This is a genomic window from Sulfurisoma sediminicola, assembly GCF_003865015.1.
Lineage (GTDB): Bacteria > Pseudomonadota > Gammaproteobacteria > Burkholderiales > Rhodocyclaceae > Sulfurisoma > Sulfurisoma sediminicola.
On the sequence record NZ_BHVV01000001.1, the window covers coordinates 296,868 to 320,026 of the forward strand.

At 66.3% G+C, this 23,159-nt stretch carries 24 protein-coding genes; 13 read left to right on the forward strand and 11 right to left on the reverse strand.

Features of this window, described 5'->3' with window-relative positions:
* Window positions 1–39 precede the first annotated feature (39 nt).
* The 3 genes from glnE to EJE94_RS01380 all read left to right on the forward strand — a co-directional run bounded on the left by glnE (window position 40) and on the right by EJE94_RS01380 (window position 4,916).
* The gene (glnE, locus tag EJE94_RS01370; RefSeq protein ID WP_121239701.1) at window positions 40–2,694 is read left to right on the forward strand and encodes a bifunctional [glutamate--ammonia ligase]-adenylyl-L-tyrosine phosphorylase/[glutamate--ammonia-ligase] adenylyltransferase; all 2,655 of its coding nucleotides are present in this window, start codon (window positions 40–42) and stop codon (window positions 2,692–2,694) included.
* Between the two features lie 6 nt (window positions 2,695–2,700).
* Window positions 2,701–3,942, forward strand: a complete 1,242-nt coding sequence (gene argJ / locus EJE94_RS01375; RefSeq protein WP_121239702.1) for a bifunctional glutamate N-acetyltransferase/amino-acid acetyltransferase ArgJ — start codon at window positions 2,701–2,703, stop codon at window positions 3,940–3,942.
* A gap of 350 nt (window positions 3,943–4,292) precedes the next feature.
* Window positions 4,293–4,916: a methyltransferase family protein gene (locus EJE94_RS01380; RefSeq protein ID WP_121239703.1), complete on the forward strand. Its 624-nt coding sequence runs from the start codon at window positions 4,293–4,295 to the stop codon at window positions 4,914–4,916.
* Here EJE94_RS01380 and apaG read toward each other — a convergent pair.
* On the reverse strand, window positions 4,913–5,293 hold the full coding sequence (gene apaG / locus EJE94_RS01385) for a Co2+/Mg2+ efflux facilitator ApaG/CorD (RefSeq protein ID WP_121239704.1): 381 nt from the start codon (window positions 5,291–5,293) through the stop codon (window positions 4,913–4,915). The genes EJE94_RS01380 and apaG overlap by 4 nt on opposite strands.
* Window positions 5,294–5,429: 136 nt before the next feature.
* Here apaG and rpe point away from each other — a divergent pair, with 136 nt between their 5' ends.
* The 9 genes from rpe (at window position 5,430) to EJE94_RS01430 (ending at window position 13,075) form a co-directional block, all read left to right on the forward strand.
* Window positions 5,430–6,122, forward strand: a complete 693-nt coding sequence (rpe, locus tag EJE94_RS01390; protein ID WP_121239705.1) for a ribulose-phosphate 3-epimerase — start codon at window positions 5,430–5,432, stop codon at window positions 6,120–6,122.
* Window positions 6,122–6,796 carry a phosphoglycolate phosphatase gene (gene gph, locus EJE94_RS01395; RefSeq protein ID WP_121239706.1) on the forward strand — a complete coding sequence of 225 codons (675 nt, stop codon included), beginning with the start codon at window positions 6,122–6,124 and terminating at the stop codon, window positions 6,794–6,796. Before rpe ends, gph begins: the two co-directional genes overlap by 1 nt.
* Before the next feature lie 142 nt (window positions 6,797–6,938).
* Window positions 6,939–8,426 (forward strand): anthranilate synthase component I, encoded by a 1,488-nt coding sequence (trpE, locus tag EJE94_RS01400; RefSeq protein WP_121239707.1) that lies wholly within the window; start codon window positions 6,939–6,941, stop codon window positions 8,424–8,426.
* A 10-nt stretch (window positions 8,427–8,436) separates the two neighbouring features.
* Window positions 8,437–9,003, forward strand: a complete 567-nt coding sequence (locus EJE94_RS01405) for an aminodeoxychorismate/anthranilate synthase component II (RefSeq protein WP_121239708.1) — start codon at window positions 8,437–8,439, stop codon at window positions 9,001–9,003.
* Between the two features lies 1 nt (window position 9,004).
* A complete protein-coding gene (gene trpD, locus EJE94_RS01410; protein WP_121239709.1) occupies window positions 9,005–10,030 on the forward strand; it encodes an anthranilate phosphoribosyltransferase in 1,026 nt (341 codons plus the stop codon).
* The gene (trpC, locus tag EJE94_RS01415; protein WP_121239710.1) at window positions 10,027–10,815 is read left to right on the forward strand and encodes an indole-3-glycerol phosphate synthase TrpC; all 789 of its coding nucleotides are present in this window, start codon (window positions 10,027–10,029) and stop codon (window positions 10,813–10,815) included. The genes trpD and trpC overlap by 4 nt, the downstream gene beginning before the upstream one ends.
* Window positions 10,816–11,027: 212 nt before the next feature.
* Window positions 11,028–12,407, forward strand: a complete 1,380-nt coding sequence (locus tag EJE94_RS01420; RefSeq protein ID WP_121239711.1) for a porin — start codon at window positions 11,028–11,030, stop codon at window positions 12,405–12,407.
* A gap of 122 nt (window positions 12,408–12,529) precedes the next feature.
* The gene (locus tag EJE94_RS01425; protein WP_165904729.1) at window positions 12,530–12,826 is read left to right on the forward strand and encodes a nucleotidyltransferase family protein; all 297 of its coding nucleotides are present in this window, start codon (window positions 12,530–12,532) and stop codon (window positions 12,824–12,826) included.
* 39 nt (window positions 12,827–12,865) lie between these two features.
* Window positions 12,866–13,075, forward strand: a complete 210-nt coding sequence (locus EJE94_RS01430; RefSeq protein ID WP_207855636.1) for a nucleotidyltransferase substrate binding protein — start codon at window positions 12,866–12,868, stop codon at window positions 13,073–13,075.
* A 6-nt stretch (window positions 13,076–13,081) separates the two neighbouring features.
* On the opposite strand, the gene EJE94_RS01435 is transcribed toward EJE94_RS01430, so the two are convergent.
* From EJE94_RS01435 to EJE94_RS01450, 6 genes are all read right to left on the reverse strand, one after another.
* Window positions 13,082–13,729 carry a class II aldolase/adducin family protein gene (locus EJE94_RS01435; protein WP_121239714.1) on the reverse strand — a complete coding sequence of 216 codons (648 nt, stop codon included), beginning with the start codon at window positions 13,727–13,729 and terminating at the stop codon, window positions 13,082–13,084.
* Window positions 13,722–13,889 carry a hypothetical protein gene (locus EJE94_RS14545; protein ID WP_165904730.1) on the reverse strand — a complete coding sequence of 56 codons (168 nt, stop codon included), beginning with the start codon at window positions 13,887–13,889 and terminating at the stop codon, window positions 13,722–13,724. The genes EJE94_RS01435 and EJE94_RS14545 overlap by 8 nt, the downstream gene beginning before the upstream one ends.
* Before the next feature lie 72 nt (window positions 13,890–13,961).
* Entirely contained in the window at window positions 13,962–14,108 is a 147-nt protein-coding gene (locus tag EJE94_RS14550) for a hypothetical protein (RefSeq protein WP_165904731.1), read from the reverse strand.
* Between the two features lie 87 nt (window positions 14,109–14,195).
* The gene (gene mtnA / locus EJE94_RS01440; RefSeq protein ID WP_121239716.1) at window positions 14,196–15,200 is read right to left on the reverse strand and encodes an S-methyl-5-thioribose-1-phosphate isomerase; all 1,005 of its coding nucleotides are present in this window, start codon (window positions 15,198–15,200) and stop codon (window positions 14,196–14,198) included.
* A gap of 10 nt (window positions 15,201–15,210) precedes the next feature.
* Window positions 15,211–17,943 (reverse strand): preprotein translocase subunit SecA, encoded by a 2,733-nt coding sequence (secA, locus tag EJE94_RS01445; protein WP_121239717.1) that lies wholly within the window; start codon window positions 17,941–17,943, stop codon window positions 15,211–15,213.
* A 104-nt stretch (window positions 17,944–18,047) separates the two neighbouring features.
* Window positions 18,048–18,986, reverse strand: a complete 939-nt coding sequence (locus EJE94_RS01450; protein ID WP_121239718.1) for a M23 family metallopeptidase — start codon at window positions 18,984–18,986, stop codon at window positions 18,048–18,050.
* Between the two features lie 27 nt (window positions 18,987–19,013).
* Here EJE94_RS01450 and EJE94_RS01455 point away from each other — a divergent pair, with 27 nt between their 5' ends.
* Complete coding sequence (locus EJE94_RS01455) at window positions 19,014–19,457, forward strand: DciA family protein (protein WP_121239719.1); 444 nt, start codon at window positions 19,014–19,016, stop codon at window positions 19,455–19,457.
* 18 nt (window positions 19,458–19,475) lie between these two features.
* On the opposite strand, the gene EJE94_RS01460 is transcribed toward EJE94_RS01455, so the two are convergent.
* The 4 genes from EJE94_RS01460 to ftsA all read right to left on the reverse strand — a co-directional run bounded on the left by EJE94_RS01460 (window position 19,476) and on the right by ftsA (window position 23,150).
* Entirely contained in the window at window positions 19,476–19,658 is a 183-nt protein-coding gene (locus EJE94_RS01460; protein WP_121239720.1) for a hypothetical protein, read from the reverse strand.
* A 24-nt stretch (window positions 19,659–19,682) separates the two neighbouring features.
* Window positions 19,683–20,603, reverse strand: a complete 921-nt coding sequence (gene lpxC / locus EJE94_RS01465; protein ID WP_121239721.1) for a UDP-3-O-acyl-N-acetylglucosamine deacetylase — start codon at window positions 20,601–20,603, stop codon at window positions 19,683–19,685.
* A 120-nt stretch (window positions 20,604–20,723) separates the two neighbouring features.
* Entirely contained in the window at window positions 20,724–21,887 is a 1,164-nt protein-coding gene (gene ftsZ, locus EJE94_RS01470) for a cell division protein FtsZ (RefSeq protein WP_121239722.1), read from the reverse strand.
* A gap of 30 nt (window positions 21,888–21,917) precedes the next feature.
* The gene (gene ftsA, locus EJE94_RS01475) at window positions 21,918–23,150 is read right to left on the reverse strand and encodes a cell division protein FtsA (RefSeq protein WP_121239723.1); all 1,233 of its coding nucleotides are present in this window, start codon (window positions 23,148–23,150) and stop codon (window positions 21,918–21,920) included.
* Window positions 23,151–23,159 lie beyond the last annotated feature (9 nt).

Consider the following 23,159-nt stretch of genomic DNA (forward strand, 5'->3'; position numbering starts at 1 on the left):
GCGATACAATGGCAACCGCATCGAGTGAATTCTAATCCAATGCCCTGTTCCACAGACGTCGCCGCCTGTTCGCGCTATCTTGGCCGACTGTTTGCCGCGCGCCCCGAAATCGCCGCCGAAATCGCGGCGAAAATCGACGCGCCGGTCACCGCGACGGAGATGCGCGGCTGGCTCGCGACCGAAGCCCTGACCGACGACAGCATCAAGCCGGCCTTGCGCCGCCTCAAGCAGCGCGCCTACGCCCGCGTCGCCGCCCGCGACCTCGGCGGCCGCGCCCATCTGGCCGAAGTCACCGAGTGCATGAGCTCGATCGCCGAAATCGCCATCGAAACCGCGCTGGCGGTGCTGCGCGATGCCCTGACCGCCCGCTACGGGGTGCCGCGCAACGGCCAGGGAGAGGAACAGAAACTGATCGTTGTCGGCATGGGCAAGCTCGGCGGGCGCGAACTCAACGTCTCCTCCGACATCGACCTGATCTTCGTCTACCCCGAGGACGGCGATACGGATGGGGCGAAATCGATTTCCAATTTCGAGTTCTTCACGCGGCTGGGCAAGCAGCTGATCGCCGCCATCGGCGAAATCACCGGCGACGGCCAGGTCTTTCGCGTCGACATGCGGCTGCGGCCCAACGGCGACTCCGGGCCGCTGGTGTGCAGCTTCGACATGCTCGAGAACTACTTCATCACCCAGGGCCGCGAGTGGGAGCGCTACGCCTGGATCAAGGCACGGCCGCTGAGCGGCGGGCGCCTCGACGAACTGGAGAAGATCCGCCGGCCCTTCGTCTTCCGCAAGTATCTCGACTTCGGCACCATCAACGCCATGCGCGACCTGCACGCGCAGATCCGCCGCGAGGTCGCGCGCAAGGACATGGCCACCAACATCAAGCTCGGTCCCGGCGGCATCCGCGAGATCGAGTTCATCGCCCAGGTGTTCCAGCTGATCCGCGGCGGCCGTGACCCCGCCTTGCAGATCAAGCCGACGCTGCAGGTGCTGAGCCTGCTGGCCGAACGCGGCCAGCTCGATATCGACACCGTGCTCGAACTCACCGCCGCCTACGACTTTTTGCGCCGGCTCGAACACCGCCTGCAGTACCTTGACGACGCCCAGACGCAGAACCTGCCGGACTCGGCGGAAGACCAGCAGACCATCGCCCGCGCCATGGGCTTCGCCAATTTCGAAGCGCTGGCGACCGAGCTCGACGACCATCGCCAGAACGTTTCGCGCCATTTCGAGGCCGTGTTCGCCGACCCCAACGAGGACAACCACGCCCTCGACGTCGTCTGGCACGGCGGCGAAGACGACCACCGTGCCGGCGAGTTCTCCCGGCTCGGCTATCGTGATCCCGGCGCCGCCATCACGCGCCTCGACGCCATCCGCGGTGGCGTCCGCTACCAGCAGATGTCCGAGGCGACGCGCTCGAAGTTCGACGCGCTGGTGCCGCGCGTGATCGAGGCCGCCGCCGCCACGCCGGCGCCGGACGCGGCGCTGTCGCGCATCCTCGACCTGCTCGAGGCGGTCAGCCGCCGCGCCGCCTACCTCGCGCTGTTGCTGCAATACCCGCAGGCACTGCGGCAGGTCGCCAGCATCGCCGGCAGCTCGAGCTGGGCGGCCGAGTACCTGCGGCTGCACCCGGTGCTGCTCGACGAATTGCTCGACGCCCGCCTGCTCGAGGTCGCACCCGACTGGCCGGTGTTCCGCACCCAGCTCGATGCACAGCTCGACGCCGCCGAACCCGACACCGAGCGGCAGATGGACCTGATGCGCGAAGCCCACCACGCCCAGGTCTTCCGCCTGCTGGCGCAGGACATCGCCGGGCTGCTGACCGTCGAACGGCTTGCCGACCATCTGTCGGAGCTGGCCGACATCATGCTCGACCTGGCGATCCGCTACGCCTGGAAGAAGCTGCTGAAGAGGCACCGCGACGAGCCGCGCTTCGCCGTCGTCAGTTATGGCAAGCTCGGCGGCAAGGAACTCGGCTACGCCTCCGACCTGGACCTGATCTTCCTCTTCGACGACGACCACCCCGATGCCGCCGCCACCTACGCCAAGCTGGCCACCCGGCTCAACACCTGGCTATCGTCGCAGACCGCGGCCGGCCAGCTGTTCGAAACCGACCTGCGGCTGCGGCCCAACGGCGACTCCGGCCTGATGGTGGTCTCGCTCGAGTCCTTCCGCCAGTACCAGCTCGAGTCGGCCTGGGTGTGGGAGCACCAGGCGCTGACCCGCGCCCGTTTCTCGGCCGGCGACGCGGCCATCGGCGCCCATTTCGAGAAGATCCGCTGCGAGATCCTGTGCAAGGGACGTGACCTCGCCAGCCTGCGCGAGGAAGTGCGGGGGATGCGGCAGAAGATGTATGAGGCCCATGCCGGCAAGTCCGAGCTGTTCGACCTCAAGCACGACCCCGGCGGCCTGATCGACGTCGAATTCATGGTGCAATATCTGGTCCTCGGCCACTCGGCCGGCCATTACGAACTGACCGCCAACAAGGGCAACATCGCGCTGCTGAAGCTTGCCGCCGAGGCCGGGTTGATTCCGGGCGGCCTCGCCGACCAGGTGCGCGACGCCTACCGCGACTACCGCCGCCTGCAGCATGGGCTGCGCCTCAACAACCTGCCCGCCCGCGTCGAAGCCGGCCCGATCGCCGATCGCATCGAGGCCGTGCGCGCGCTGTGGAACCATGTCTTTGGAGACTGACCCGCCATGCCCGTGAATCTTTCCGCCCCCACTCCCGATTCGCTTCATCCCGTTCCCGGCGTGCGCTTGGGCTGTACGGAGGCCGGCATCCGCAAGGCCAACCGCCGCGACCTCACCCTCATCGAGCTCGCGCCGGGCAGCCGCGTCGCCGGCGTATTCACCCAGAACCGCTTCTGTGCAGCGCCGGTGCAGGTGTGCAAGAAGCATCTCGCCTCGGGCAGCATCCGCGCGCTCGTGATCAACACCGGCGTCGCCAATGCCGGCACCGGCGAGCCGGGCCTGGCCGCATCCAATACCAGCTGCGCGGCCGTCGCCAAGCTGCTCGGCTGCGATGCGGCGCAGGTGCTGCCCTTCTCCACTGGCGTCATCATGGAACCGCTGCCGGTCGAGCGCATCGAGGCCGGCCTACCCGCCTGCCAGGCCGCGCTCAAGGCCGACGGCTGGTTCGAGGCCGCCCACGCCATCATGACCACCGACACGCTGGCCAAGGGCGCCTCGCGAAAAATCGGCGGCGGAGGCACGGCGATCACCGTCACCGGCATCAGCAAGGGCGCCGGCATGATCAAGCCCAACATGGCGACCATGCTCGGCTTCGTCGCCACCGACGCCGCGATCTCCCAGGCCCTGCTCGAGCGCCTCGTCGAGGAAGTCGCCGACGAATCGTTCAACTGCATCACCGTCGACGGCGACACCTCGACCAACGATTCCTTCGTGCTGATCGCCACCGGCCGGGCCGGCAACGTCGAGATCGCCGACGCGGGCTCGCCCGCCTATGCCGAGTTGCGCGCGGCGGTCACCGCCGTGGCGCAGCGGCTCGCCCAGGCCATCGTCCGTGACGGCGAAGGCGCCACCAAATTCATCGAGATCGCCGTCGCCGGCGGCGCGACGAAGGCGGAGTGCAAGGCGGTCGGCTATGCCATCGCCCACTCGCCGTTGGTCAAGACCGCCTTCTTCGCCTCCGACCCCAACCTCGGCCGCATCCTCGGCGCCATCGGCAACGCCTGGGGCAACGACCCGGCGCTGCGCGACCTCGACGTGACCGCGGTGAAACTCTGGCTCGGCGATGTCCTCGTCTCGGAAAACGGCGGCCGTGCCGCGAGCTACAAGGAGGAGGACGGCGCGCGCGTGATGGAGCCGGCGGAGATCACGATCCGCGTCGACCTCGGCCGCGGCCCGGCACAAGGCAAGGTGTGGACCTGCGACTTCTCCTACGACTACGTGAAGATCAACGCGGACTATCGCTCCTAGGATGGAACTCGACCGTTGGTGCGTCATCGGGCCGGTGGGGTGCCCTGCGCTGCTCATGTCACCCGGCGCCGGCCTGCGGCCGTCGCCTCCTTCTTTACTTCGCTGCGCAGGGCACCCCACCGGCCCGATCCAGAAACATCGTGGGTGTTTGGCCGCCGCTATACACCGGCGCGTCCCGCCAAGGGTGGGGGATGGTCGACGCAGCGAAGTCAAGGAGGAGGGTCAGGCGCAGCCTGGCCCGGGGGACATGAGCAGCGTCGACCATCCCCCACCCTTGGCGCGCCCCACCCCGCGACGGACAGGGCGTTTCATGCATCGCCGGTGGCGCGAAGCGCCATGGGGCAACTGAAATGGAACCGGTGTGGCTCGCGCTGGGCTGGCTGGCCTACGCTTTGCTCCATTCGATCTTGGCGAGTTTCTCCGTCAAGGCCTGGTTCGCGCGTCGCTGGCCTGCGGCCGCGCCCTGGTATCGACTCGGCTTCAACGTCGTCGCGACGGTCACCGCGCTGCCGCTGGCCTGGCTGATCTACGCGACGCCCGGCGAATGGCTATGGCGCTGGAGCGGCGGCTGGTGGTGGCTCGCCAACGGCCTCGCCCTCGCGGCGATCGCCGGCTTCCTCGTCTCGACCCGTGCCTACGACATGGACGAGTTCCTCGGCCTGCGGCAGATCCGCGAGCACGATCGCGCGACCGCCGACCGCGAGGGCTTCACCCTGTCCTTCTTCCACCGCTTCGTCCGCCACCCCTGGTACTGCTTCGGTCTGGTGATCGTATGGACGCGCGACATGAACGCCGCCTGGCTCGTCTCGGCCGTCGCCGTCACGCTCTATTTCGCGATCGGCTCCTGGTTCGAGGAACGCAAGCTGATCGCGATCCACGGCGATGCCTATCGTCGCTATCGCGAAAAAGTGCCGGCGCTGCTGCCGCTGCCGTGGAAATTCCTGACGGCCGAGGCAGCGAGAAACTGGCGCTAGTGCAGCGTGCGGGGCATGGACAGCACGAATTCGGGAATCGGCGCCTCGAACTGGGTGCCGTCCTCGGCCACCATCTGGTAGCTGCCCTTCATCGTCCCCACCGGCGTCGCCAGCGCGCTGCCGCTGGTGTACTCGAAGTGCTCGCCCGGCTTCAGTAGCGGCTGGTGGCCGACGACGCCGAGGCCGCGCACTTCCTGCACCTTGCCGTCGGCATCGGTGATGATCCAGTGGCGCGAAATCAGCTGCGCCGGAACGCCGCCGGTATTGGTGATGGTGATGGTGTAGGCGAAGACGTAACGCGCGGCCGCCGGCTCGGACTGGTCGGGGAGGTACTCGGTCGCGACCTCGACATGAATTTCGTGTAGTTTCTCTGCCATGGCATCGGCTCTCGCTGGGGCTGTCATTTCACACGAAAAGCCCGGCAGCCGCAACCGCGCCGATAGGCTAAAATCGTCTGCTCAAAATTTCCGCAATCCATCCAAGCATCCCACCAAGAATACCCAGGAGACAGCCATGGCCAAACCCGCCTTCCGCATCGCCCCGAGCATCCTCTCGGCCAACTTCGCCAAACTCGGCGAGGAAGTCGACAACGTCCTCGCCTCCGGCGCCGACATCGTCCACTTCGACGTCATGGACAACCACTACGTGCCCAACCTCACCATCGGCCCGCTGGTGTGCGAGGCGCTGAAGAAGCACGGCGTCACCGCGCCCATCGACGTGCACCTGATGGTCAAGCCGGTCGATCGCATCATCCCCGATTTCGCCAAGGCTGGCGCCAGCTACATCACCTTCCACCCGGAAGCCTCCGAGCACGTCGACCGCACCATCGGCCTGATCAAGGAAAACGGCTGCAAGGCCGGCCTGGTGTTCAATCCCGCCACGCCGCTCGACGTCCTCGAGTACACCCTCGACAAGCTCGACATGGTGCTGCTGATGTCGGTGAACCCCGGCTTCGGCGGGCAGAAATTCATTCCCTACGTGCTCGACAAGGCCAGGAAGGTGCGCAAGATGATCGACGAGCGCGGCCTCAACGTCAGCCTCGAGATCGACGGCGGCGTCGGCCCGGCCAACATCCTCGAAGTGGCCAGGGCCGGCGTCGACACCTTCGTCGCCGGTTCTGCCGTCTTCGGCGCCGGCAAGGACAGCGACCCGCAGCGCTACAACAGCATCATCGCCGCCATGCGCGCCGAACTGGCGAAGGCGTAATGGTTGCCGTCAAAGCCGTCCTTCTCGACCTAGACGGCACGCTGCTCGACACCGTCCTCGACCTCCACGCGGCGGCCAACGGCATGCAGCGCGACCTCGGCAATGCCGAGGTCGCCATCGAGGATATCCGCGCCTATGTTGGCCGCGGCATTCCCAACCTGGTCAAGCGCGTGCTCGCCGGCGTGCTCGAGGCCGCCGACGATCCGACGCCGCCGCCGGCCGACGCACTCGCGAGCTTCAAGAAGCACTACGAGCATTTCAACGGCCGCGCAGCCAAACCCTTCCCCGGCGTGATGGAGGGCGTCAGGGCGCTCAAGGCGATGGGCCTGCCGCTCGGCGTCATCACCAACAAGGCGCAGGCCTTCACGCTGCCGCTGCTGGAGCGCACCGGGCTCGCACCGTTCATGGACGTCGTCGTCAGCGGCGACATCCTGCCCAAACCGAAGCCCGATCCGATGCCGGTGATCTGGGCCTGCGGCCGCCTCGGCGTCTCGCCCGCCGACACGCTGCTGATCGGCGACTCGGTGCATGACTTCAAGGCCGGGCGCAGCGGCGGTTGCAAGGTGTTCCTCGTGCCCTACGGCTACAACGAGGGCCAGGACGTGCGCGGCCTCGACGCCGATGCTATAGTCGAAACTCTCTTCGACGCCGCACAGCTTGTCACCCGCGCATGAACGTACTCCACACGACGAAAAAAGCCCATTGGGCGGAGGCTTGGCCCTGGCGCCCCTGGCGCTGATTTTTTGCCGCTCCCGCGCTGACATCGCCGTACCGCCAGCGCCGACTTTTCGTTAGTGTTCCTGTAGTGGAGTCATCATGACCGAGTCCGAATTCAACCGGTTGGCCGCCGAAGGCTACAACCGCATCCCCGTCACCCTCGATACCTTCGCCGACCTCGACACGCCGCTGTCGATCTATCTCAAGCTGGCCGGCGGACCCTATTCCTACCTGCTCGAATCGGTGCAGGGCGGCGAACGCTTCGGCCGCTATTCCTTCATCGGCCTCGCCAGCGGCACCCGCATCTCCGTCAGCGGCTCGACCATCCTGCTGCTCACCGGCAACCGCGTCGCCGAACGCCGCGAGCACACCAACCCGATGTCCTACATCTCGGAGTTCATGGCGCGCTTCAAGGTGCCGGACCTGAAGGGCCTGCCGCGCTTCTGCGGCGGCCTGGTCGGCGCCTTCGGCTACGACACGGTGCGCTTCATCGAGCCGAAACTCGACGGCGTGAGCAAGCCCGATCCGCTGGGCGTGCCGGACATCCTGCTGATGCTCTCCGAAGAGATCGCCATCGTCGACAATCTCTCGGGCAAACTTTCGCTGGTAGTCTTCGCCGAGCCCGGTTTCCCCGGCGCCTGGAAGCAGGCGCAGGTGCGGCTGAAGGAACTGCTGGCCAAGCTGCGCGAGCCGGTGACGATTCCACAGGACACGGTGGTCCCGAGCGAGCCGGCCGAGTCCGAGTTCGGCGAAGAAGCCTTCAAGGCCGCCGTGCTCAAGGCCAAGCAGTACATCACCGACGGCGACGTGATGCAGGTGGTGCTCTCGCAGCGCATGAGCAAGCCCTACAAGGCCAGCCCGCTGGCGCTCTACCGGGCATTGCGCACGCTCAACCCCTCACCCTACATGTTCTATTTCGACTTCGAGGACTTCCACGTCGTCGGCGCCTCGCCGGAGATCCTGGTGCGCCTCGACGACGAGGGGAAGGAACGCCGCATCACCCTGCGCCCGATCGCGGGAACGAGGAAGCGCGGCGCCACGCCCGAGGAAGACGCCGCGCTCGCCGCCGAGCTGCTCGCCGACGAAAAGGAGCGCGCCGAGCACCTGCAGCTGCTCGACCTCGGCCGCAACGACGTCGGCCGCGTCGCCAAGACCGGCAGCGTGAAAGTCACCGAGCAGTACGCCATCGAGCGCTATTCCCACGTCATGCACATCGTCTCCAATGTCGAGGGCACGCTGAAGGACGACGAGGGCCCGCTGTCGGTGCTCAAGGCCACCTTCCCCGCCGGCACAGTTTCCGGCGCGCCCAAGGTGCGGGCGATGGAGATCATCGACGAACTCGAGCCCACCAAGCGCGGCATCTACGCCGGCGCCGTTGGCTATCTCGGCTTCAACGGCGACATGGACCTGGCGATCGCCATCCGCACCGCCGTCATCAAGGACGGCCGCATCTACGTCCAGGCCGGCGCCGGCATCGTCGCCGATTCCAACCCGGACGCCGAGTGGGAAGAGACGCGCAACAAGGCCCGCGCCCAGCTGCGTGCCGCCGAGATGGCCGAATCCGGCCTCGACACTCGCCTGGACTAAGGAGGCCGCCATGTTGCTGATGATCGACAACTACGACTCCTTCACCTACAACCTGGTGCAGTATTTCGGCGAGCTTGGCGAGGACGTGCGCGTGTTTCGCAACGACGCCATCAGCCTCAAGGAAATCGCCGCGATGAATCCGGCGCGGCTGGTGATCTCGCCCGGCCCCTGCTCGCCGAAGGAGGCCGGTATCTCGGTCGCGGCGATCCAGGAATTCGCCGGCAAGATCCCCATCCTCGGCGTCTGCCTCGGCCACCAGAGCATCGGCTATGCCTTCGGCGGCGAAATCGTCCATGCCAGGCAGATGATGCACGGCAAGACCTCGCCGATCCACCACGCCGACAAGGGCGTGTTCCGCGGCCTGCCCAACCCGCTTACCGCCACGCGCTACCACTCGCTGGCGATCCGCCGCGACAGGCTGCCCGACTGTCTCGAGATCACCGCCTGGACCGACGACGGCGAAATCATGGGCGTGCGCCACAAGACGCTGGCGGTGGAAGGCGTGCAGTTCCATCCCGAATCGATCATGACCGAGCACGGCCACGACCTGCTGGCCAATTTCCTGAAAGGCGCCTGAGATGATTACTCCGCAGGAAGCGCTCCAGCGCACCATCGAGCACCGCGAGATCTTCCACGACGAGATGCTGCACCTGATGCGGCTGATCATGAAGGGCGAGGTCTCGCCGGTGATGACCGCGGCCATACTCGCCGGCCTGCGCACCAAGAAGGAAACCATAGGCGAGATCGCCGCCGCCGCGACGGTGATGCGCGAGCTGTGCACCAAGGTCGTGGTGCCGAACAACAGGAACTTCGTCGACATCGTCGGCACCGGCGGCGATGCCGCCCACACCTTCAACATCTCCACCGCCGCCGCCTTCGTCGCCGCGGCGGCCGGCGCCACCGTGGCCAAGCACGGCGGCCGCAGCGTCTCGTCGAAGTCCGGCAGCGCCGACGTGTTCGAGGCGCTCGGCGCGAAGATCGACCTCGGCGCGGCGCAGGTGGCGGAGTGCATCGAGGCGGTCGGCATGGGCTTCATGTTCGCGCCCAACCACCACCCGGCGATGAAGAACGTCGCGCCGGTGAGGAAGGAAATGGGCGTGCGCACCATCTTCAACATCCTGGGGCCCCTGACCAACCCGGCCGGCGCGCCCAACACGCTGATGGGCGTGTTCCACCCCGACCTCGTCGGCATCCAGGTGCGCGTGATGCAGCGCCTCGGCGCCGACCACGTGCTGGTGGTCTATGGCAAGGACGGCCTGGATGAAATCTCGCTCGGCGCCGCCACCATGGTCGGCGAGCTCAAGGACGGCGAGATCCGCGAATACGAGATCCATCCCGAGGACTTCGGGATGCAGATGGTCTCCAACCGCGGCCTCAAGGTGGCCGACGCGGCCGAATCGAAGGCCATGCTGCTCGGGGCCCTCGAAAACAAGCCCGGCCCCGCGCTGGAGATCGTCGCCTTCAATGCCGGCGCCGCGCTATACGCCGCCAACAAGGCCGCATCGATCGGCGACGGCATCGCGCTGGCGCGCGAGACCATCGCCAGCGGCGCCGCGCGCCGCAAGGTCGACGCGTTCGTCCAGTTCACCAGGAAATTTTCGTGAGCGACATCCTGCAGAAAATCATTGCCGTCAAACGCGAGGAAGTCGCGGCGGCACGGGCCGCGCGGCCGCTCGCCGCGGTCCGCGCCGAAGCCGAAGCCCTGCCCCCCGCCCGCGACTTCGTCGGTGCCATCCGCGCCAGGATCGCTGCAGGCCGTTCCGCCGTCATCGCCGAAATCAAGAAGGCCAGCCCGTCCAAGGGTGTGCTGCGCGAGAATTTCCGCCCGGCGGAGATCGCCGCCGACTACGAAAGGCACGGTGCCGCCTGCCTTTCGGTGCTCACCGACCGCCAGTTCTTCCAGGGCGCGCCCGAATACCTGCAGGCCGCCCGCGCCGCCTGCGCCCTGCCGGTGCTGCGCAAGGATTTCATGATCGACCCCTACCAGGTATACGAAGCACGCGCCATGGGAGCCGATGCCATCCTGCTCATCGTCGCCGCGCTGTCGGTGGCTCAGATGCAGGAACTCGAGGCCGTCGCCAAGAGCTTGGGCATGGCCGTGCTGGTCGAGGCCCACGACGGCGCCGAGGTCGACGCCGCCCTGCAGCTCGAGACCCCGCTGCTCGGCATCAACAACCGCAACCTCCGGACTTTCGAGGTTTCCCTGCGAACCACCCTCGACCAGCTCGCCCGCATCCCGGCCGACCGGACCGTGGTGACCGAGTCCGGCATCCTCGGGCCGATCGACGTCGCCCTGATGCGCCAAAACAACGTTAGCGCCTTTCTCGTCGGCGAGGCCTTCATGCGCGCCCCCTCCCCGGGCGCTGAGCTGGCAAGGCTTTTCGCCTGATGCCGCCGCTGGGCGGGGGGCTGTTGCAAAAATCCCACAACACCGCCCCGCCCCTCGCCCCAAACCCCTTTTCCCCTTGCCCGACCCCGGCCCCGCCGGCAAAATTGCACCAACTTCCCGATTGGGAGGGATGTGGCAGCCAGTGACCAACCACGTGGAGTCATTGATTGCCGCAAGTCTCGAGTAGTCTCAACACTTTTGGAGATACACATATGCAGAAGAAGATCATCGCCCTGGCTGTGGCCGCTGTCGCCTCTGGCGCCGCTTTCGCCCAGTCCAACGTCACCATTTCCGGCAACCTGAACTATCAGTGGGAGAACATCTCCGGTTCGAACCCCACGATGGCCAACCTGGCCGGCTTCGCCAACCAGGCTGCCCGCGAAGGCCGCAACCGCGTCAATGAGAACGCTTCCGAGCTCAAGTTCTCCGTGACCGAAGATCTGGGCAACGGCCTCAAGGCCATGGCCGTGATCGCCTCCGGCGTTCAGCCGACCGAGACCATCAGCACCGCCGGCACCGCCGTCGGTGGTGGCACGGGTTCGCGCGGCGGCCTCGGCGGTCGTGACACCTACCTCGGCCTCTCCGGCAACTTCGGTACCGTCGTCGCCGGCCGCCTGTCGGTGCATTACAACTCCGCTGGCAAGGTTGACAACTTCCACGAAGGCACTGGCGTTGCCGCTTCCACCATGGGCATCCTCGGTGGTGTCGGTGGCGCTACCGGCACCAACACCCAGGGTTACGGCATCGGCGCCGGCGGCCGCTTGGGCAGCACCGTTGCCTACGTGACCCCGACCTTCAGCGGCTTCAACGCCACCGTCGGCTACGCCCGCCCGAACGTCTCCGGCGCTACTCCCGACGGCGTCACCGAGCAGCCCACCGCCGCCGGCAGCACCACCGCTCGCAAGGAATCCGGCTGGACCGTCAAGGCCAACTTCGACAACGGCCCGATCACCGCCTTCGCTTCCTACCTGGCCCACAGCGACGTGACGGCCGCCGCGAACGTCGTTTGGCAGAACACCGCCAACACCGCGCTGACCAGCATGACCGCTGCCGCCATCGTCGGCGCCGGCGGCTCGACCGCCTACTCGCGCGAAGTCCGCGGCTTCCGCACCGGTGCTGCCTACACCTTCGGCAACGGCTTCAAGGTCGGCCTGATCTATGACAACACCAAGACCCTGTGGCGCGATGATTCGGGCAACGCCAACTCGCAAGACGACGACCTGAACCTGAAGCGCACCGTCTGGGCCGTTCCCGTCAGCTTCGTGAGCGGTCCCCACACCGTCGGCGGCACCTACGCCCGTGCCGGCAACCTCGATGCGGGTGGCACGCTGTCGACCGCTGCGATGAACGCCGGCCTGGCCGACGTCAGCCAGACCGGCGCGACCTACTGGATGCTCGGTTACCAGTACGCCTTCTCCAAGCGTACCAACGTCTCCGCCACCTACGCCCGTATGGACAACGACAGCCGCGCCAACTACGACTTCTGGACCAACGGCCAGATGAACGTTGCCAACACGGCGCCGACGACCCTGGCCAACACCCGTGGCTCGGATCCGACGACCGTTCAGATCGGTATCAAGCACTCCTTCTAATCGACTCACCTCGATCTGAAGTTGAAACGGCCACCTTCGGGTGGCCGTTTTTCTTTGGTGCGACGAAAATCATTTTGTCAATGTGAGATGCTTCTGCGATGCAAGCGCGCCCCGCCGCCCCCATGCTGCCGGTCACGGACCAAAGGTCGATTGCTTCGCTACTCAGACCGCTTTTGCGGCAGGCGTCGGCCGAACTCATCCTCTTCGGCTCCGGGGCCGGCGGCGATGCCCGCCTTGCCTCGGATGTCGACATCGCCGTACGTGCGGCACAACCGCTCCCGCCAGATCTGCTGGCAGCTGCCCGCCAGTCTCTGGAAGATTCCAATGTGCCGTTCAATGTCGATCTTCTCGACTACGCAACGCTTTCCGACGAGTTGAAACAGGCAATTGACCGCGAAGGCATCGCATGGCCCGTTTAACGCAGAGAATCGAAATCGCAAGCCGTGCGCTTTCGACCCGTGACGAACTCGCCCAAGCCGGCAATCCGGGCGTGCTTTGAAAATGGCCTGCTGACCGAGGCCGAAACGCGTTTTGCCTTGGCCATGGTCGATCATCGCAATCTGACCTCGCATACCTACAACGAAGCGCTGGCGGACGAAATCTTCGCGGACTTGCCGGGCTACCGCCAATTGATGCATGCCTGGCTCGACGCGCTGGCGCGCAGCTGAACCAGGTCAGTCCTGCCTGCCGTAGTCCCCGAATTTCCCGATCACCCGCTGCATTTCGTCGTCCAGAAGCGTTCTCGCCTGGCCGAGCGCCAGCACGCGCCAGTACTGCTCGCACAGCGCTTCGAACTCGACGGCCAGCGCCAGAGACTGCTTCAAGTCCCTGCCGAACACCACCATGCCGTGATGCGCCATCAGGCAGGCCGAGCGGCCTTCGAGCGCCTTCACCACCGCATCGGACAGCTCCTGCGTACCGAATGTGGCGTAATCGGCGCAGCGGATGTCCGCGCCGCCGAAGCGCGCGATCATGTAGTGGAAGGGTGGAATCGCCTCGCCCCTGCAGGCCAGCGCGGTGGCAAACGGCGCATGGGTGTGGATGATCGCGCCGGCCTCGGGTCGCGCGGCGTAGATGTCGCGGTGGAAGCGCCATTCGCTGGAGGGCTTGCGCCGGCCCTCGGCGCGGCCGCCATCGTAATCCGGGCCGACGAAGGCGATGTCCTCGGGCACGGATTCATCGTAGTCCATGCCGGTGGGCGTGACGAGGAACCCCTGACCGTGGCGCACGCTGACATTGCCGGCCGTGCCGCGGTTGAGGCCCGCCCCGTTCATGGCGCGGGCCGTGGCGAGGACTGCCGCGCGCGGATCGGGGTCAGCCATGCGAGTTTTGGCGCTTCATTTCGGCCAGGGCGCGTTCGAGCGCAAACCTGTCGCCGACGTCTTTGCCGGGCACCGTGCGTTTGGTCTTGAGCAAGCCCTCGAGATCGACGGTCTTCACCGGCGTGCCATCGTCCGGAACGACGGTCTGTGCATGTCGCAACAAACTTTCGTAGCGTTCGCCGCAGGCATTGAACATCACATCGACGACGAACCGGCGCGGGAGGTTATGGCTTCAGGCATGTCGCCGCGCCAGGGCGATCTTCGCCATGCGCTTGGCCAGGGCATCGAGCAGAGCCTCATCGGCTTCCTCGTGGAAACGGTAGAAGAAGACGCCCTTCGGGAATATGCCGGGCCGGCCCGCGCCAAAGGCTTGCTGCATGGGCATCGTTCCAGCGTGCGCCGCTTATCAGCTTCTCGGCCGATGCATCGAAGCTGATGTCATCCTGCACACGACTGCCGACGGTTCTCATGGCTTGATCGATCCAAGATTCGACGGGGCAATGATACCGTGCTCGGTGATTATTCCGGAAACGAGGCTTGCCGGCGTGATGTCGAAGGCAGGATTGGCCACCACGGTGTCGCCGGCGCCGAGTTCCGCGGCAGCGCGCTCCTCGATCGGGATATGCGCGCCATCGAGGCAGGCGAAATCGATGGTCGAGACTGGCGCGGCGACGTAGAAGGGGACGCCATGCGCCCTTGCCGCCAGCGCCTTGAGGTAGGTGCCGACCTTGTTGGCCACGTCGCCGTCGGCGGCGATGCGGTCGGCGCCGACGATGACGCAATCGACCTTGCCCTGCATCAGCAGCAGGCCGGCGGCGTTGTCGGCGACGAGCGTGTGGGGCACGCCGGCCTGGAACAGTTCCCAGGCGGTGAGCAGGCCCTGGTTGCGCGGGCGGGTCTCGGAGACCCAGACATGCACGTCGAGGCCGGCATCCTGCGCGGCATAGATCGGCGCCAGCGCCGTGCCATGGGCCACGGTCGCGAGCCAGCCGGCGTTGCAGTGGGTCATCACATTGACTTGTCCCTTGCGCGCGGCAATCGCCTGCAGCAGCGGCAGGCCGTGGCGACCGATGGCGGCATTGGCCGCCTCGTCCTCGCGGGCTATGGTGCGGGCTTCGTTCCAGGCGGCATCGCGCCGTGTCGCTGGCGCCGACTTTTGCAGAACGCGCCGCATGCGCGAGAGCGCCCAGTGCAGGTTGATGGCGGTGGGGCGCGTGGCGGCGAGCACGGACAGGGCCTGGTCCAGATCGGCGTCGGAAAAACCTGGCCTGCCCCCGATTGCGAGGGCGACGCCGTAGGCGGCCGTGGCGCCGATCAACGGCGCGCCGCGGACCTGCATGGAACGGATGGCGTGGGCGGCGTCGGCGAGGCCGCGCAGGACGACGAAGGCCGTCTCGCGCGGCAGCCGGGTCTGGTCGAGAATGACCACCGCATCGCCATCCTCCTGAATGGTGCGCAGCGGGTAGGTCATATCGCCCGGTTCAGTTCAGCTTGCCGTGGCAGTGCTTGTACTTCTTGCCGCTGCCGCAGGGGCAGGAATCGTTGCGGCCGACCTTGGGCAGGGCACGCTCGACCGGTTGCGCCTTCTTCTCGTCGTCGCCCACGGAACCCAGGGCTTCATCGTAATCGGCGTGGTGATACTGCACGTTTTCGACCTGCGGCTGGCTGACCTCGGCTTCCTCGATCTGCTCGGGCGAGCGGATCTCGACGGTCATCAGCAGCTTGGTCACTTCGGTGCGCACCGTGCCGAGCAGGCTCTCGAACAGTTCGAAGGCCTCGCGCTTGTATTCCTGCTTCGGGTTCTTCTGCGCGTAGCCACGCAGGTGGATGCCCTGGCGCAGGTGGTCGAGCGCGGCGAGGTGCTCGCGCCAGTGGGTGTCGAGGCTCTGCAGCATGACATTGCGCTCGAAACCGGCCCAGGCCGCCGCGTCGACGGTGGCCTTCTTGTCTGCGTAGCCCTGATCGGCGGCATCGAGAATGCGGCGCAGGACGTCGTCATCGGTGAGGTTGGGCTCGGCCTTGATCCATTCGGCGACCGGCAGCCTCAGCTGCAACTCCGCGGCCAGCGCGGCCTCGAGGCCGGCGATGTCCCACTGCTCCTCGACGCTCTCCGCCGGCACGTGGATGCGGAAGGTGTCGTGGATGACGCCCTGGCGCATCGCGGTGATGGTGTCGGTGATGTCCTCGGTCTCGAGCAGCTCGTTGCGCTGCTGATAAATCACCTTGCGCTGGTCGTTGGCGACGTCGTCGTATTCCAGCAGCTGCTTGCGGATATCGAAGTTGCGCTGCTCGACCTTGCGCTGCGCCGATTCGAGCGAGCGCGTCACCAGGGGGTGCTCGATGGCCTCGCCCTCGGGCATCTTGAGCCGGACCATGATGGTGTTGAGGCGCTCGCCGGCGAAAATCTTGAGCAACTGATCGTCGAGTGCGAGGTAGAAGCGGGAGGAGCCGGCATCGCCCTGGCGGCCGGCGCGGCCTCGCAGCTGGTTGTCGATGCGGCGCGACTCGTGGCGCTCGGAGCCGATGATGTGCAGGCCGCCGGCGGCGAGGACCTGGTCGTGAACCTTTTGCCAGTCGGCACGCAGGACGGCCGTTTTCGCCTCCTTGTCGGCGGGCGCGAGGCTCTCGTCGTCGCGGATGGCGCCGATCTGCTTCTCGATGTTGCCGCCGAGCACGATGTCGGTGCCGCGACCGGCCATGTTGGTGGCGATGGTGACCATCCCCGGGCGGCCGGCCTGCACGACGATCTCGGCTTCGCGCGCGTGCTGCTTGGCGTTGAGCACCTGGTGGTCGATCTTCTCCTTGCTCAGGATGTCGGACAGCAGCTCGGAGTTCTCGATCGAGGTCGTGCCGACCAGCACCGGCTGGCCGCGCTGGTGGCAGTCACGGATATCGGCGACGATCGCCGCGTATTTCTCCGGCGCGGTGCGGAAGATCTGGTCGTTGGCGTCTTTCCGCACCATCGGCCGGTTGGTCGGGATGACCACGGTTTCCAGAGCGTAGATCTGGTGAAACTCGTAGGCCTCGGTGTCGGCCGTACCGGTCATGCCGGCAAGCTTGCCGTACATGCGGAAGTAGTTCTGGAAGGTGATCGAGGCCAGCGTCTGGTTCTCGTTCTGGATGGCGACGCCTTCCTTGGCCTCCACCGCCTGATGCAGGCCATCGGACCAGCGGCGGCCGGCCATCAGGCGGCCGGTGAACTCGTCGACGATCACGACCTCGCCGTTCTGCACCACGTATTGCTGGTCCTTGTGGAACAGCTTGTGGGCACGCAGCGCGGCGTAGAGGTGGTGCATCAGGAGGATGTTGGCCGGCTCGTAGAGGCTGGAGCCTTCGGGCAACATGCCCAGCCGCGTCAGGATCTCCTCGGCCTTCTCGTGACCTTCCTCGGTCAGCAGCACGGAGTGGGCCTTCAGATCCACCGTGTAGTCGCCGGTGTCCTGATCGTGCTGCGTTTGCGCCGCCACACCTTCGGTGAGCAGCGGCGGCACGGCGTTCATCTTGATGTAGAGCTCGGTGTGGTCCTCGGCCTGGCCGGAGATGATCAGCGGCGTGCGCGCCTCGTCGATGAGGATGGAATCGACTTCGTCGACGATCGCGTAATTGAGGCCACGCTGTACCCGCTCGTTGGCCGCATAGACCATGTTGTCGCGCAGGTAGTCGAAGCCGAACTCGTTGTTGGTGCCGTAGGTGATGTCGGCGGCGTAGGCGACCTGCTTCTCGTCGTGCGGCATCTGCGACAGATTGACACCGACGGTCAGGCCGAGGAAGCGGTGCAGCCGCCCCATCCATTCGGCGTCGCGGCTGGCGAGGTAGTCGTTCACCGTGATGACGTGCACGCCATTCCCCGTCAGTGCATTGAGGTAGGACGGCAGCGTGGCGACCAGGGTCTTGCCCTCGCCCGTGCGCATTTCGGCGATCTTGCCGTGGTGCAGCACCATGCCGCCGATCATCTGCACGTCGAAATGGCGCATGCCGAGTACGCGCTTGCCGGCCTCGCGCACGACGGCGAAGGCCTCGGGCAACAGGGCGTCAAGAGGTTCGCCGTTCGCGACTCGCCCCTTGAACTCGTCGGTCTTGGCGCGCAAAGCCTCGTCGGAAAGCGCCTGCATGGCACCCTCGAGGGCGTTGATCTTGCCTACGGTCTGGGAATACTGCTTGACCAGCCGCTCATTGCGGCTGCCGAAAATCTTCTTGAGGAGGCCCGAAATCATGTGCTTGAAAGTCGTCCAGCGCCGAGGTCGGCGAAAGGGCTGATTCTAGCATGCAGGCCCCGGCCGGCCTTGATCCCGGCCAAGCCGGGAGCGGGGCCCGGCGGTCAGTGACGGTGGCCGTGACTATCCGCCGCCATCTGCAGGAAGCGGTTGGGGTTCTGCGCCGCACCCTTGATGCGCACCTCGAAATGCAGGTGCGGGCCGGTCGAGCGGCCGGTATTGCCGACGTCGGCGATATGCTGACCGCGCTTGACGAAGGCGCCAGCCTGGACATGCAGCTTGGAGGCATGGGCGTAGCGGGTGATCAGGTCGCCGCCATGGTCGATATCGACGACGAGGCCATATTCCGGGTGGCGCTCGGCGGCAATCACCACCCCGGCGGCGGCAGCAGCGATGGGCGTGCCGACCTCCGCCGGAAAATCGACGCCTTCATGCAGGGCGCGCTGGCCGGTGAAGGGGTCGAGGCGCCAACCATAGGCCGAGGCGTTCCAGGTGCCGTCGACGGGCAGGGTCGTCGGCAGGCGCGCCTTGCGCACGCGCTCCTCGAACAGCCGGGCTTCGAGCAGGGTCAGTGTGTCGGTCCTGGCCTCGAGTTGGCGGGACAGGTTTTCCAGCGCCTGCTGCAACTCGTTGGCGGAAAGGTTCGAGGCCTCGACCAGCGGGCCGCCGCGGGCGTCGCGGTCGGCCGGTGCATTGCGCGCGTCCTGCAGCTTGACCCCTGAAACGTTGGCCAGGCGCTCGCCGAGGGAATCCAGCCGCAACATCTGGGCCTGCATCTGGCCGAGCTTGACGGCCATGGCGTTGAGGTTTTCGCGCACGTAGTCGCGGCTCTTCTGCGTTTCCTCGGCCGAGACGACGCGGAACGCGTCCTGCAGGAAGGGCAGCCGCAACTCGGCGGCGTGACGCACGGTTAGATAGGAGAAGATCGACGACAAGGCGATCACCGACGCGGCGAGCAGTCCACCGCCGAAGACGACGTGACGCCAGGTCAGGGTCAGCGTCTTGGCCGTTGCCATTCGATTGGAGACGAGAATAATATGCACGCTCTGCTCCCTTAGAGGTCCTGATTCATGCGGCCGCGCCGCAACGTCCGTTCTCTTGAAGACTGCCTGCTTGCCGATGCCGGCATGGCGCGACTGTCCTCGCATGCTTCCCGACTGGCGCGGCTGCAGGCGATCCTTGCGGCCAATCTGCCAGCCAATCTCGCCCGCAGTGCCCGCGTGGCGAATCTCAAATCGGGGAAGCTCGTTATCCACGCCGATAACGGCGCGGTGGCGGCTAAGCTGAGGCAGATGGCGCCCCGGCTCGCCGACCTTGTTCGTTTCGAAGCGGCGGAGGTTAATGGAATAGAAATCCGCGTGCAAGGCCGCGGCGGAAATCCGGCCCTGCCCCGCCGGCAAAGCCCCGCTGGAATTGGAGATACAGCGAAGCGTGGACTTACATCTCTGGAGAAGCGCTTGCCTGAAGGGTCTCGCCTGAGGCTCGCCCTGACCAAGCTGGTCGAGCGCGGCTAGGCGCAACCCCTTTCCTTTCTAGAGAACGATCACCCGCTCGAGGAACATCAGGGCCAAGACGATCAGGGCGAAGATCAGGGCGTACTTGGCCAGCCGCCCGGCTAGACGCAGATAGCGCTTGTCCCCGCTGATCAGGTAGCTGACGATGCCGGCGCCGATGGCGATAGCCACCAGCACGCCGACAATGCGCAGTAGAAGCATCAGGGACTCGCCGGGCCTCGAGCCTCAGGCGGCCTGCAGCACAGGGTAGAGATGGGCGATGCCAGGAGGTGCCCTGTCGGCATCCTCGAAGCTCACCAGTTCCCAGGCGGCGGCATCGGCCAGCAGGGCGCGCAGCAACTGGTTGTTGAGCGCGTGGCCGGATTTGTGGGCGGAGAACGCGGCCAGCAGGGGGTGGCCCGCCAGATAGAGGTCGCCGATCGCGTCGAGTACCTTGTGGCGCACGAACTCGTCGGGCAGCCGCAGGCCCTCGGCGTTGAGGACGCGGTACTCGTCCATCACGATGGCGTTGTCGAGGCTGCCGCCGAGCGCGAGGCCCTGGGCGCGCAGCGCCTCGACGTCCTGGGTGAAGCCGAAGGTACGGGCGCGGGCGATGTCGCGGACGTAGGAATCGTCGGCGAAATCGACCTCGACGCGAGTACCGGTCTGGTCGACCGCCGGGTGGTTGAAGACGATCGAGAAGGCGAGTTTGAAACCGTCGTAGGGTTCGAGCCGCGCCCATTTGTCGCCATCCTTCACCTCGACGGCCTTCTTGACGCGGAGGAAGCGCTTGGGCGCGTTCTGTTCCTCGATCCCGGCGGACTGCAGCAGGAAAACGAAAGGTCCCGCCGAGCCGTCCATTATCGGCAGTTCCGGCGCATCGACATCAATGTAGACATTGTCGACGCCCAAGCCGGCCAGCGCCGACATCAGGTGCTCGACGGTGCCGAGCCGGACGCCGTCCTTCTCGAGCACGGAGGCCATGCGCGTATCGCCGACGCCGTAGGGGTCGGCGCGCAGGTCGACGGGCGGATCGAGATCGACGCGGCGAAAGACGATGCCGGTGTTCGGCTGGGCCGGGCGCAGCGTCAGGCGCACCTTGATGCCGGAATGCAGCCCGACGCCGGTGGCGTTGATGACGGATTTGAGGGTGCGCTGGCGCAGCATGTCTCTGGGGCTAGGTTTATGGCAAGCGAATGTTGCAGGGCCGCAAGTTTATCACGGCGGCAGGAAGGCTCCGGCGAGGCGAGGTGCCGGAGCCTTCCTCCTGCGCGCGGCCAAACAGACCTAATCGGCCTGTTTGCGCAGGAAGGCCGGGATGTCGTACTTGTCCACACCGCTGGCCGTCATCGAATCGACCATGGCGCTGCGGCCGGCGCGACCGGAACTGAAGACACCGCTGAAATCGAGCGCACCGGGCGCGACCGCCGTTTCGGTGAGCAGCGGCATGTTGTCCGTGCCCGTGCGCAGGATTTCGGCCGGGACCAGGGTCGGGCGCGCCGCCTTGGCCCTGGCGGTGCCGAGGCCGGTGGCGACGACGGTGACGCGTACCCGGTCCTCCATCCCGTCGTCGTAGGCCAGACCGCAGATCACGGTCGCCTCGGGCGAGGTGTATTGGCGGATGGTGCTCATCACCTCCTTGTACTCCTTCATGGTCACCTGGCGGCTGGCGGTGACGTTGACCAGCACGCCGCGGGCGCCGGACAGCTCGATGCCCTCGAGCAGCGGGCTGGCGGCCGCGTTCTCGGCGGCGATGCGGGCGCGATCGACGCCGACGGCCTCGCCCGAGCCCATCATCGCCTTGCCCATCTCGCCCATCACCGTGCGCACGTCCTGGAAATCGACGTTGATGTGGCCATTGACGTTGATGATCTCGGCGATGCCGCCGACCGCGTTCTTCAGCACGTTGTCGGCTGCCCTGAAGGCGTCGGACATCGAGACGTCCTCGCCCAGCACCTCCATCAGCTTCTCGTTGAGCACCACGATCAGCGAGTCGACCGAGGCCTCGAGCTCCTTGAGGCCGGCATCGGCGAGGCTCATGCGCCTGCCCTCGTATTCGAAGGGCTTGGTCACCACGGCGACGGTGAGGATGCCGAGCTCACGCGCGACCTCGGCAACGATCGGCGCGGCGCCGGTGCCAGTACCACCGCCCATGCCGGCGGTGATGAAGGCCATGTGCGCGCCGGCGAGCGCCTCGGCGATCTGCTCGCGCACCCCCAGTGCGTGCTCGCGGCCGACCTCCGGCTTGCCGCCGGCGCCGAGGCCCGGTCCGAGCTGGAGCTTGACCCCGGCGCTCATGTGCTTGAGCGCCTGGGCGTCGGTATTGGCGCAGATGAACTCCACGCCCTGCACGCCTTCGCGGATCATGTGCTCGACGGCATTGCCACCCGCGCCGCCGACTCCGATGACCTTGATGATGGTCGTAGGTTCCGGTTCAACAAATTCAAACATGCTCGCCTCCTTGTTGTTGCTGCTGCAAGATCAAAAATTCTTCACAAACCAGGAACGCATGCGTTCCAGCACCTGCTTGAAATTCTTCGGGCTCTGCACCTTGAGGCCCCGCTGCTTCTGCGTCAGACCCTCCAGCAACAGCCCCATCGCCGTGGCGTAGCGCGGCCCCTTGACGAAGTCGCGCAGGTTGCCGTCGTAGTGCGGTACGCCGAGCTTCACCGTGTTGTGGAACATCTCCTCGCCAAGCTCGATCATCCCGGGCATCTGCGCCGAGCCGCCGGTGAGGACGACGCCCGCGCGCAACAACCGCTCGAGGCCGCTGCGCGCCAGTTCCTCCTGCACCTTGACAAAGATTTCCTCGATGCGCGGCTGGATGAAGCCGGCCAGTGCCTGGCGCGAGAGGTGGGTTGCCGGACGGTCGCCGACGCCGGGCACCTCGATCATCTGGTCCGGGTCGGCGATCTGCTGCAGCGCCACGCCCCACTTTTCCTTGATCTCCTCGGCGTCCGGCGTCGAGGTGCGCAGGGCGATGCCGATGTCGGCCGTGATCTGATCGCCGGCGATCGGAATCACCGCCGTGTGGCGAATGGCCCCCTGGGAGAAGATGGCGATGTCGGTGGTGCCGCCGCCGATGTCGACCAGGCAGACGCCGACATCGCGCTCGTCCTCGGTCAGCACGGCGTGGCCGGAGGCCAGCGGCTGCAGCACCAGGTCGACGACTTCGAGGCCGCAGCGATGCACGCACTTGACGATGTTCTGCACGGCGGTGACGGCACCGGTGACGATGTGCACCTTGACATCGAGGCGCTTGGCGTCCATGCCGATCGGCTCCCGCACGCCGTCCTGGCCATCGACGATGAACTCCTGCACCAGGGTGTGGAGGATCTGGTCGTCGGCCGAAATCGGCGTGGCGTTGGCGGCCTCGATGGCGCGCTCGACGTCGAACTGCGTAACCTCCTTGTCGCGCACCACGGCCATGCCGCTCGAGTCCTTGCTCTTTATGTGGCTGCCGGCGATTCCGGTATAGACCTCCCTGACCTTGCAGCCGGCCATCAGTTCGACTTCTTCGACGGCACGCGAGATGGCGTTGACCGTCTCCTCGATGTTCACCACCACGCCTCGGCGCAGGCCGCGCGACTGCTGGCTGCCGAGACCGAGGATGACCAGTTGGCCCTCGGCATTGACTTCGGCGACGATGGCGACGATCTTCGACGTGCCGATGTCGAGGCCGACGATGAGGTCGCGCTTGGCTTCCTTGCTCATTGTTGCTTT

Excerpts from the sequence above, each read along its gene's own strand:
- glnE (WP_121239701.1), top strand. The coding sequence starts at position 40 with ATGCCCTGTTCCACAGACGTCGCCGCCTGTTCGCGCTATCTTGGCCGA.
- argJ (WP_121239702.1), top strand. The coding sequence starts at position 2,701 with ATGCCCGTGAATCTTTCCGCCCCCACTCCCGATTCGCTTCATCCCGTT.
- EJE94_RS01380 (WP_121239703.1), top strand. The coding sequence starts at position 4,293 with ATGGAACCGGTGTGGCTCGCGCTGGGCTGGCTGGCCTACGCTTTGCTC.
- apaG (WP_121239704.1), bottom strand. The coding sequence starts at position 5,293 with ATGGCAGAGAAACTACACGAAATTCATGTCGAGGTCGCGACCGAGTAC.
- rpe (WP_121239705.1), top strand. The coding sequence starts at position 5,430 with ATGGCCAAACCCGCCTTCCGCATCGCCCCGAGCATCCTCTCGGCCAAC.
- gph (WP_121239706.1), top strand. The coding sequence starts at position 6,122 with ATGGTTGCCGTCAAAGCCGTCCTTCTCGACCTAGACGGCACGCTGCTC.
- trpE (WP_121239707.1), top strand. The coding sequence starts at position 6,939 with ATGACCGAGTCCGAATTCAACCGGTTGGCCGCCGAAGGCTACAACCGC.
- EJE94_RS01405 (WP_121239708.1), top strand. The coding sequence starts at position 8,437 with ATGTTGCTGATGATCGACAACTACGACTCCTTCACCTACAACCTGGTG.
- trpD (WP_121239709.1), top strand. The coding sequence starts at position 9,005 with ATGATTACTCCGCAGGAAGCGCTCCAGCGCACCATCGAGCACCGCGAG.
- EJE94_RS01420 (WP_121239711.1), top strand. The coding sequence starts at position 11,028 with ATGCAGAAGAAGATCATCGCCCTGGCTGTGGCCGCTGTCGCCTCTGGC.
- EJE94_RS01425 (WP_165904729.1), top strand. The coding sequence starts at position 12,530 with ATGCTGCCGGTCACGGACCAAAGGTCGATTGCTTCGCTACTCAGACCG.
- EJE94_RS01435 (WP_121239714.1), bottom strand. The coding sequence starts at position 13,729 with ATGGCTGACCCCGATCCGCGCGCGGCAGTCCTCGCCACGGCCCGCGCC.
- EJE94_RS14550 (WP_165904731.1), bottom strand. The coding sequence starts at position 14,108 with ATGCAGCAAGCCTTTGGCGCGGGCCGGCCCGGCATATTCCCGAAGGGC.
- mtnA (WP_121239716.1), bottom strand. The coding sequence starts at position 15,200 with ATGACCTACCCGCTGCGCACCATTCAGGAGGATGGCGATGCGGTGGTC.
- secA (WP_121239717.1), bottom strand. The coding sequence starts at position 17,943 with ATGATTTCGGGCCTCCTCAAGAAGATTTTCGGCAGCCGCAATGAGCGG.
- EJE94_RS01455 (WP_121239719.1), top strand. The coding sequence starts at position 19,014 with ATGCGGCCGCGCCGCAACGTCCGTTCTCTTGAAGACTGCCTGCTTGCC.
- EJE94_RS01460 (WP_121239720.1), bottom strand. The coding sequence starts at position 19,658 with ATGCTTCTACTGCGCATTGTCGGCGTGCTGGTGGCTATCGCCATCGGC.
- lpxC (WP_121239721.1), bottom strand. The coding sequence starts at position 20,603 with ATGCTGCGCCAGCGCACCCTCAAATCCGTCATCAACGCCACCGGCGTC.
- ftsZ (WP_121239722.1), bottom strand. The coding sequence starts at position 21,887 with ATGTTTGAATTTGTTGAACCGGAACCTACGACCATCATCAAGGTCATC.
- ftsA (WP_121239723.1), bottom strand. The coding sequence starts at position 23,150 with ATGAGCAAGGAAGCCAAGCGCGACCTCATCGTCGGCCTCGACATCGGC.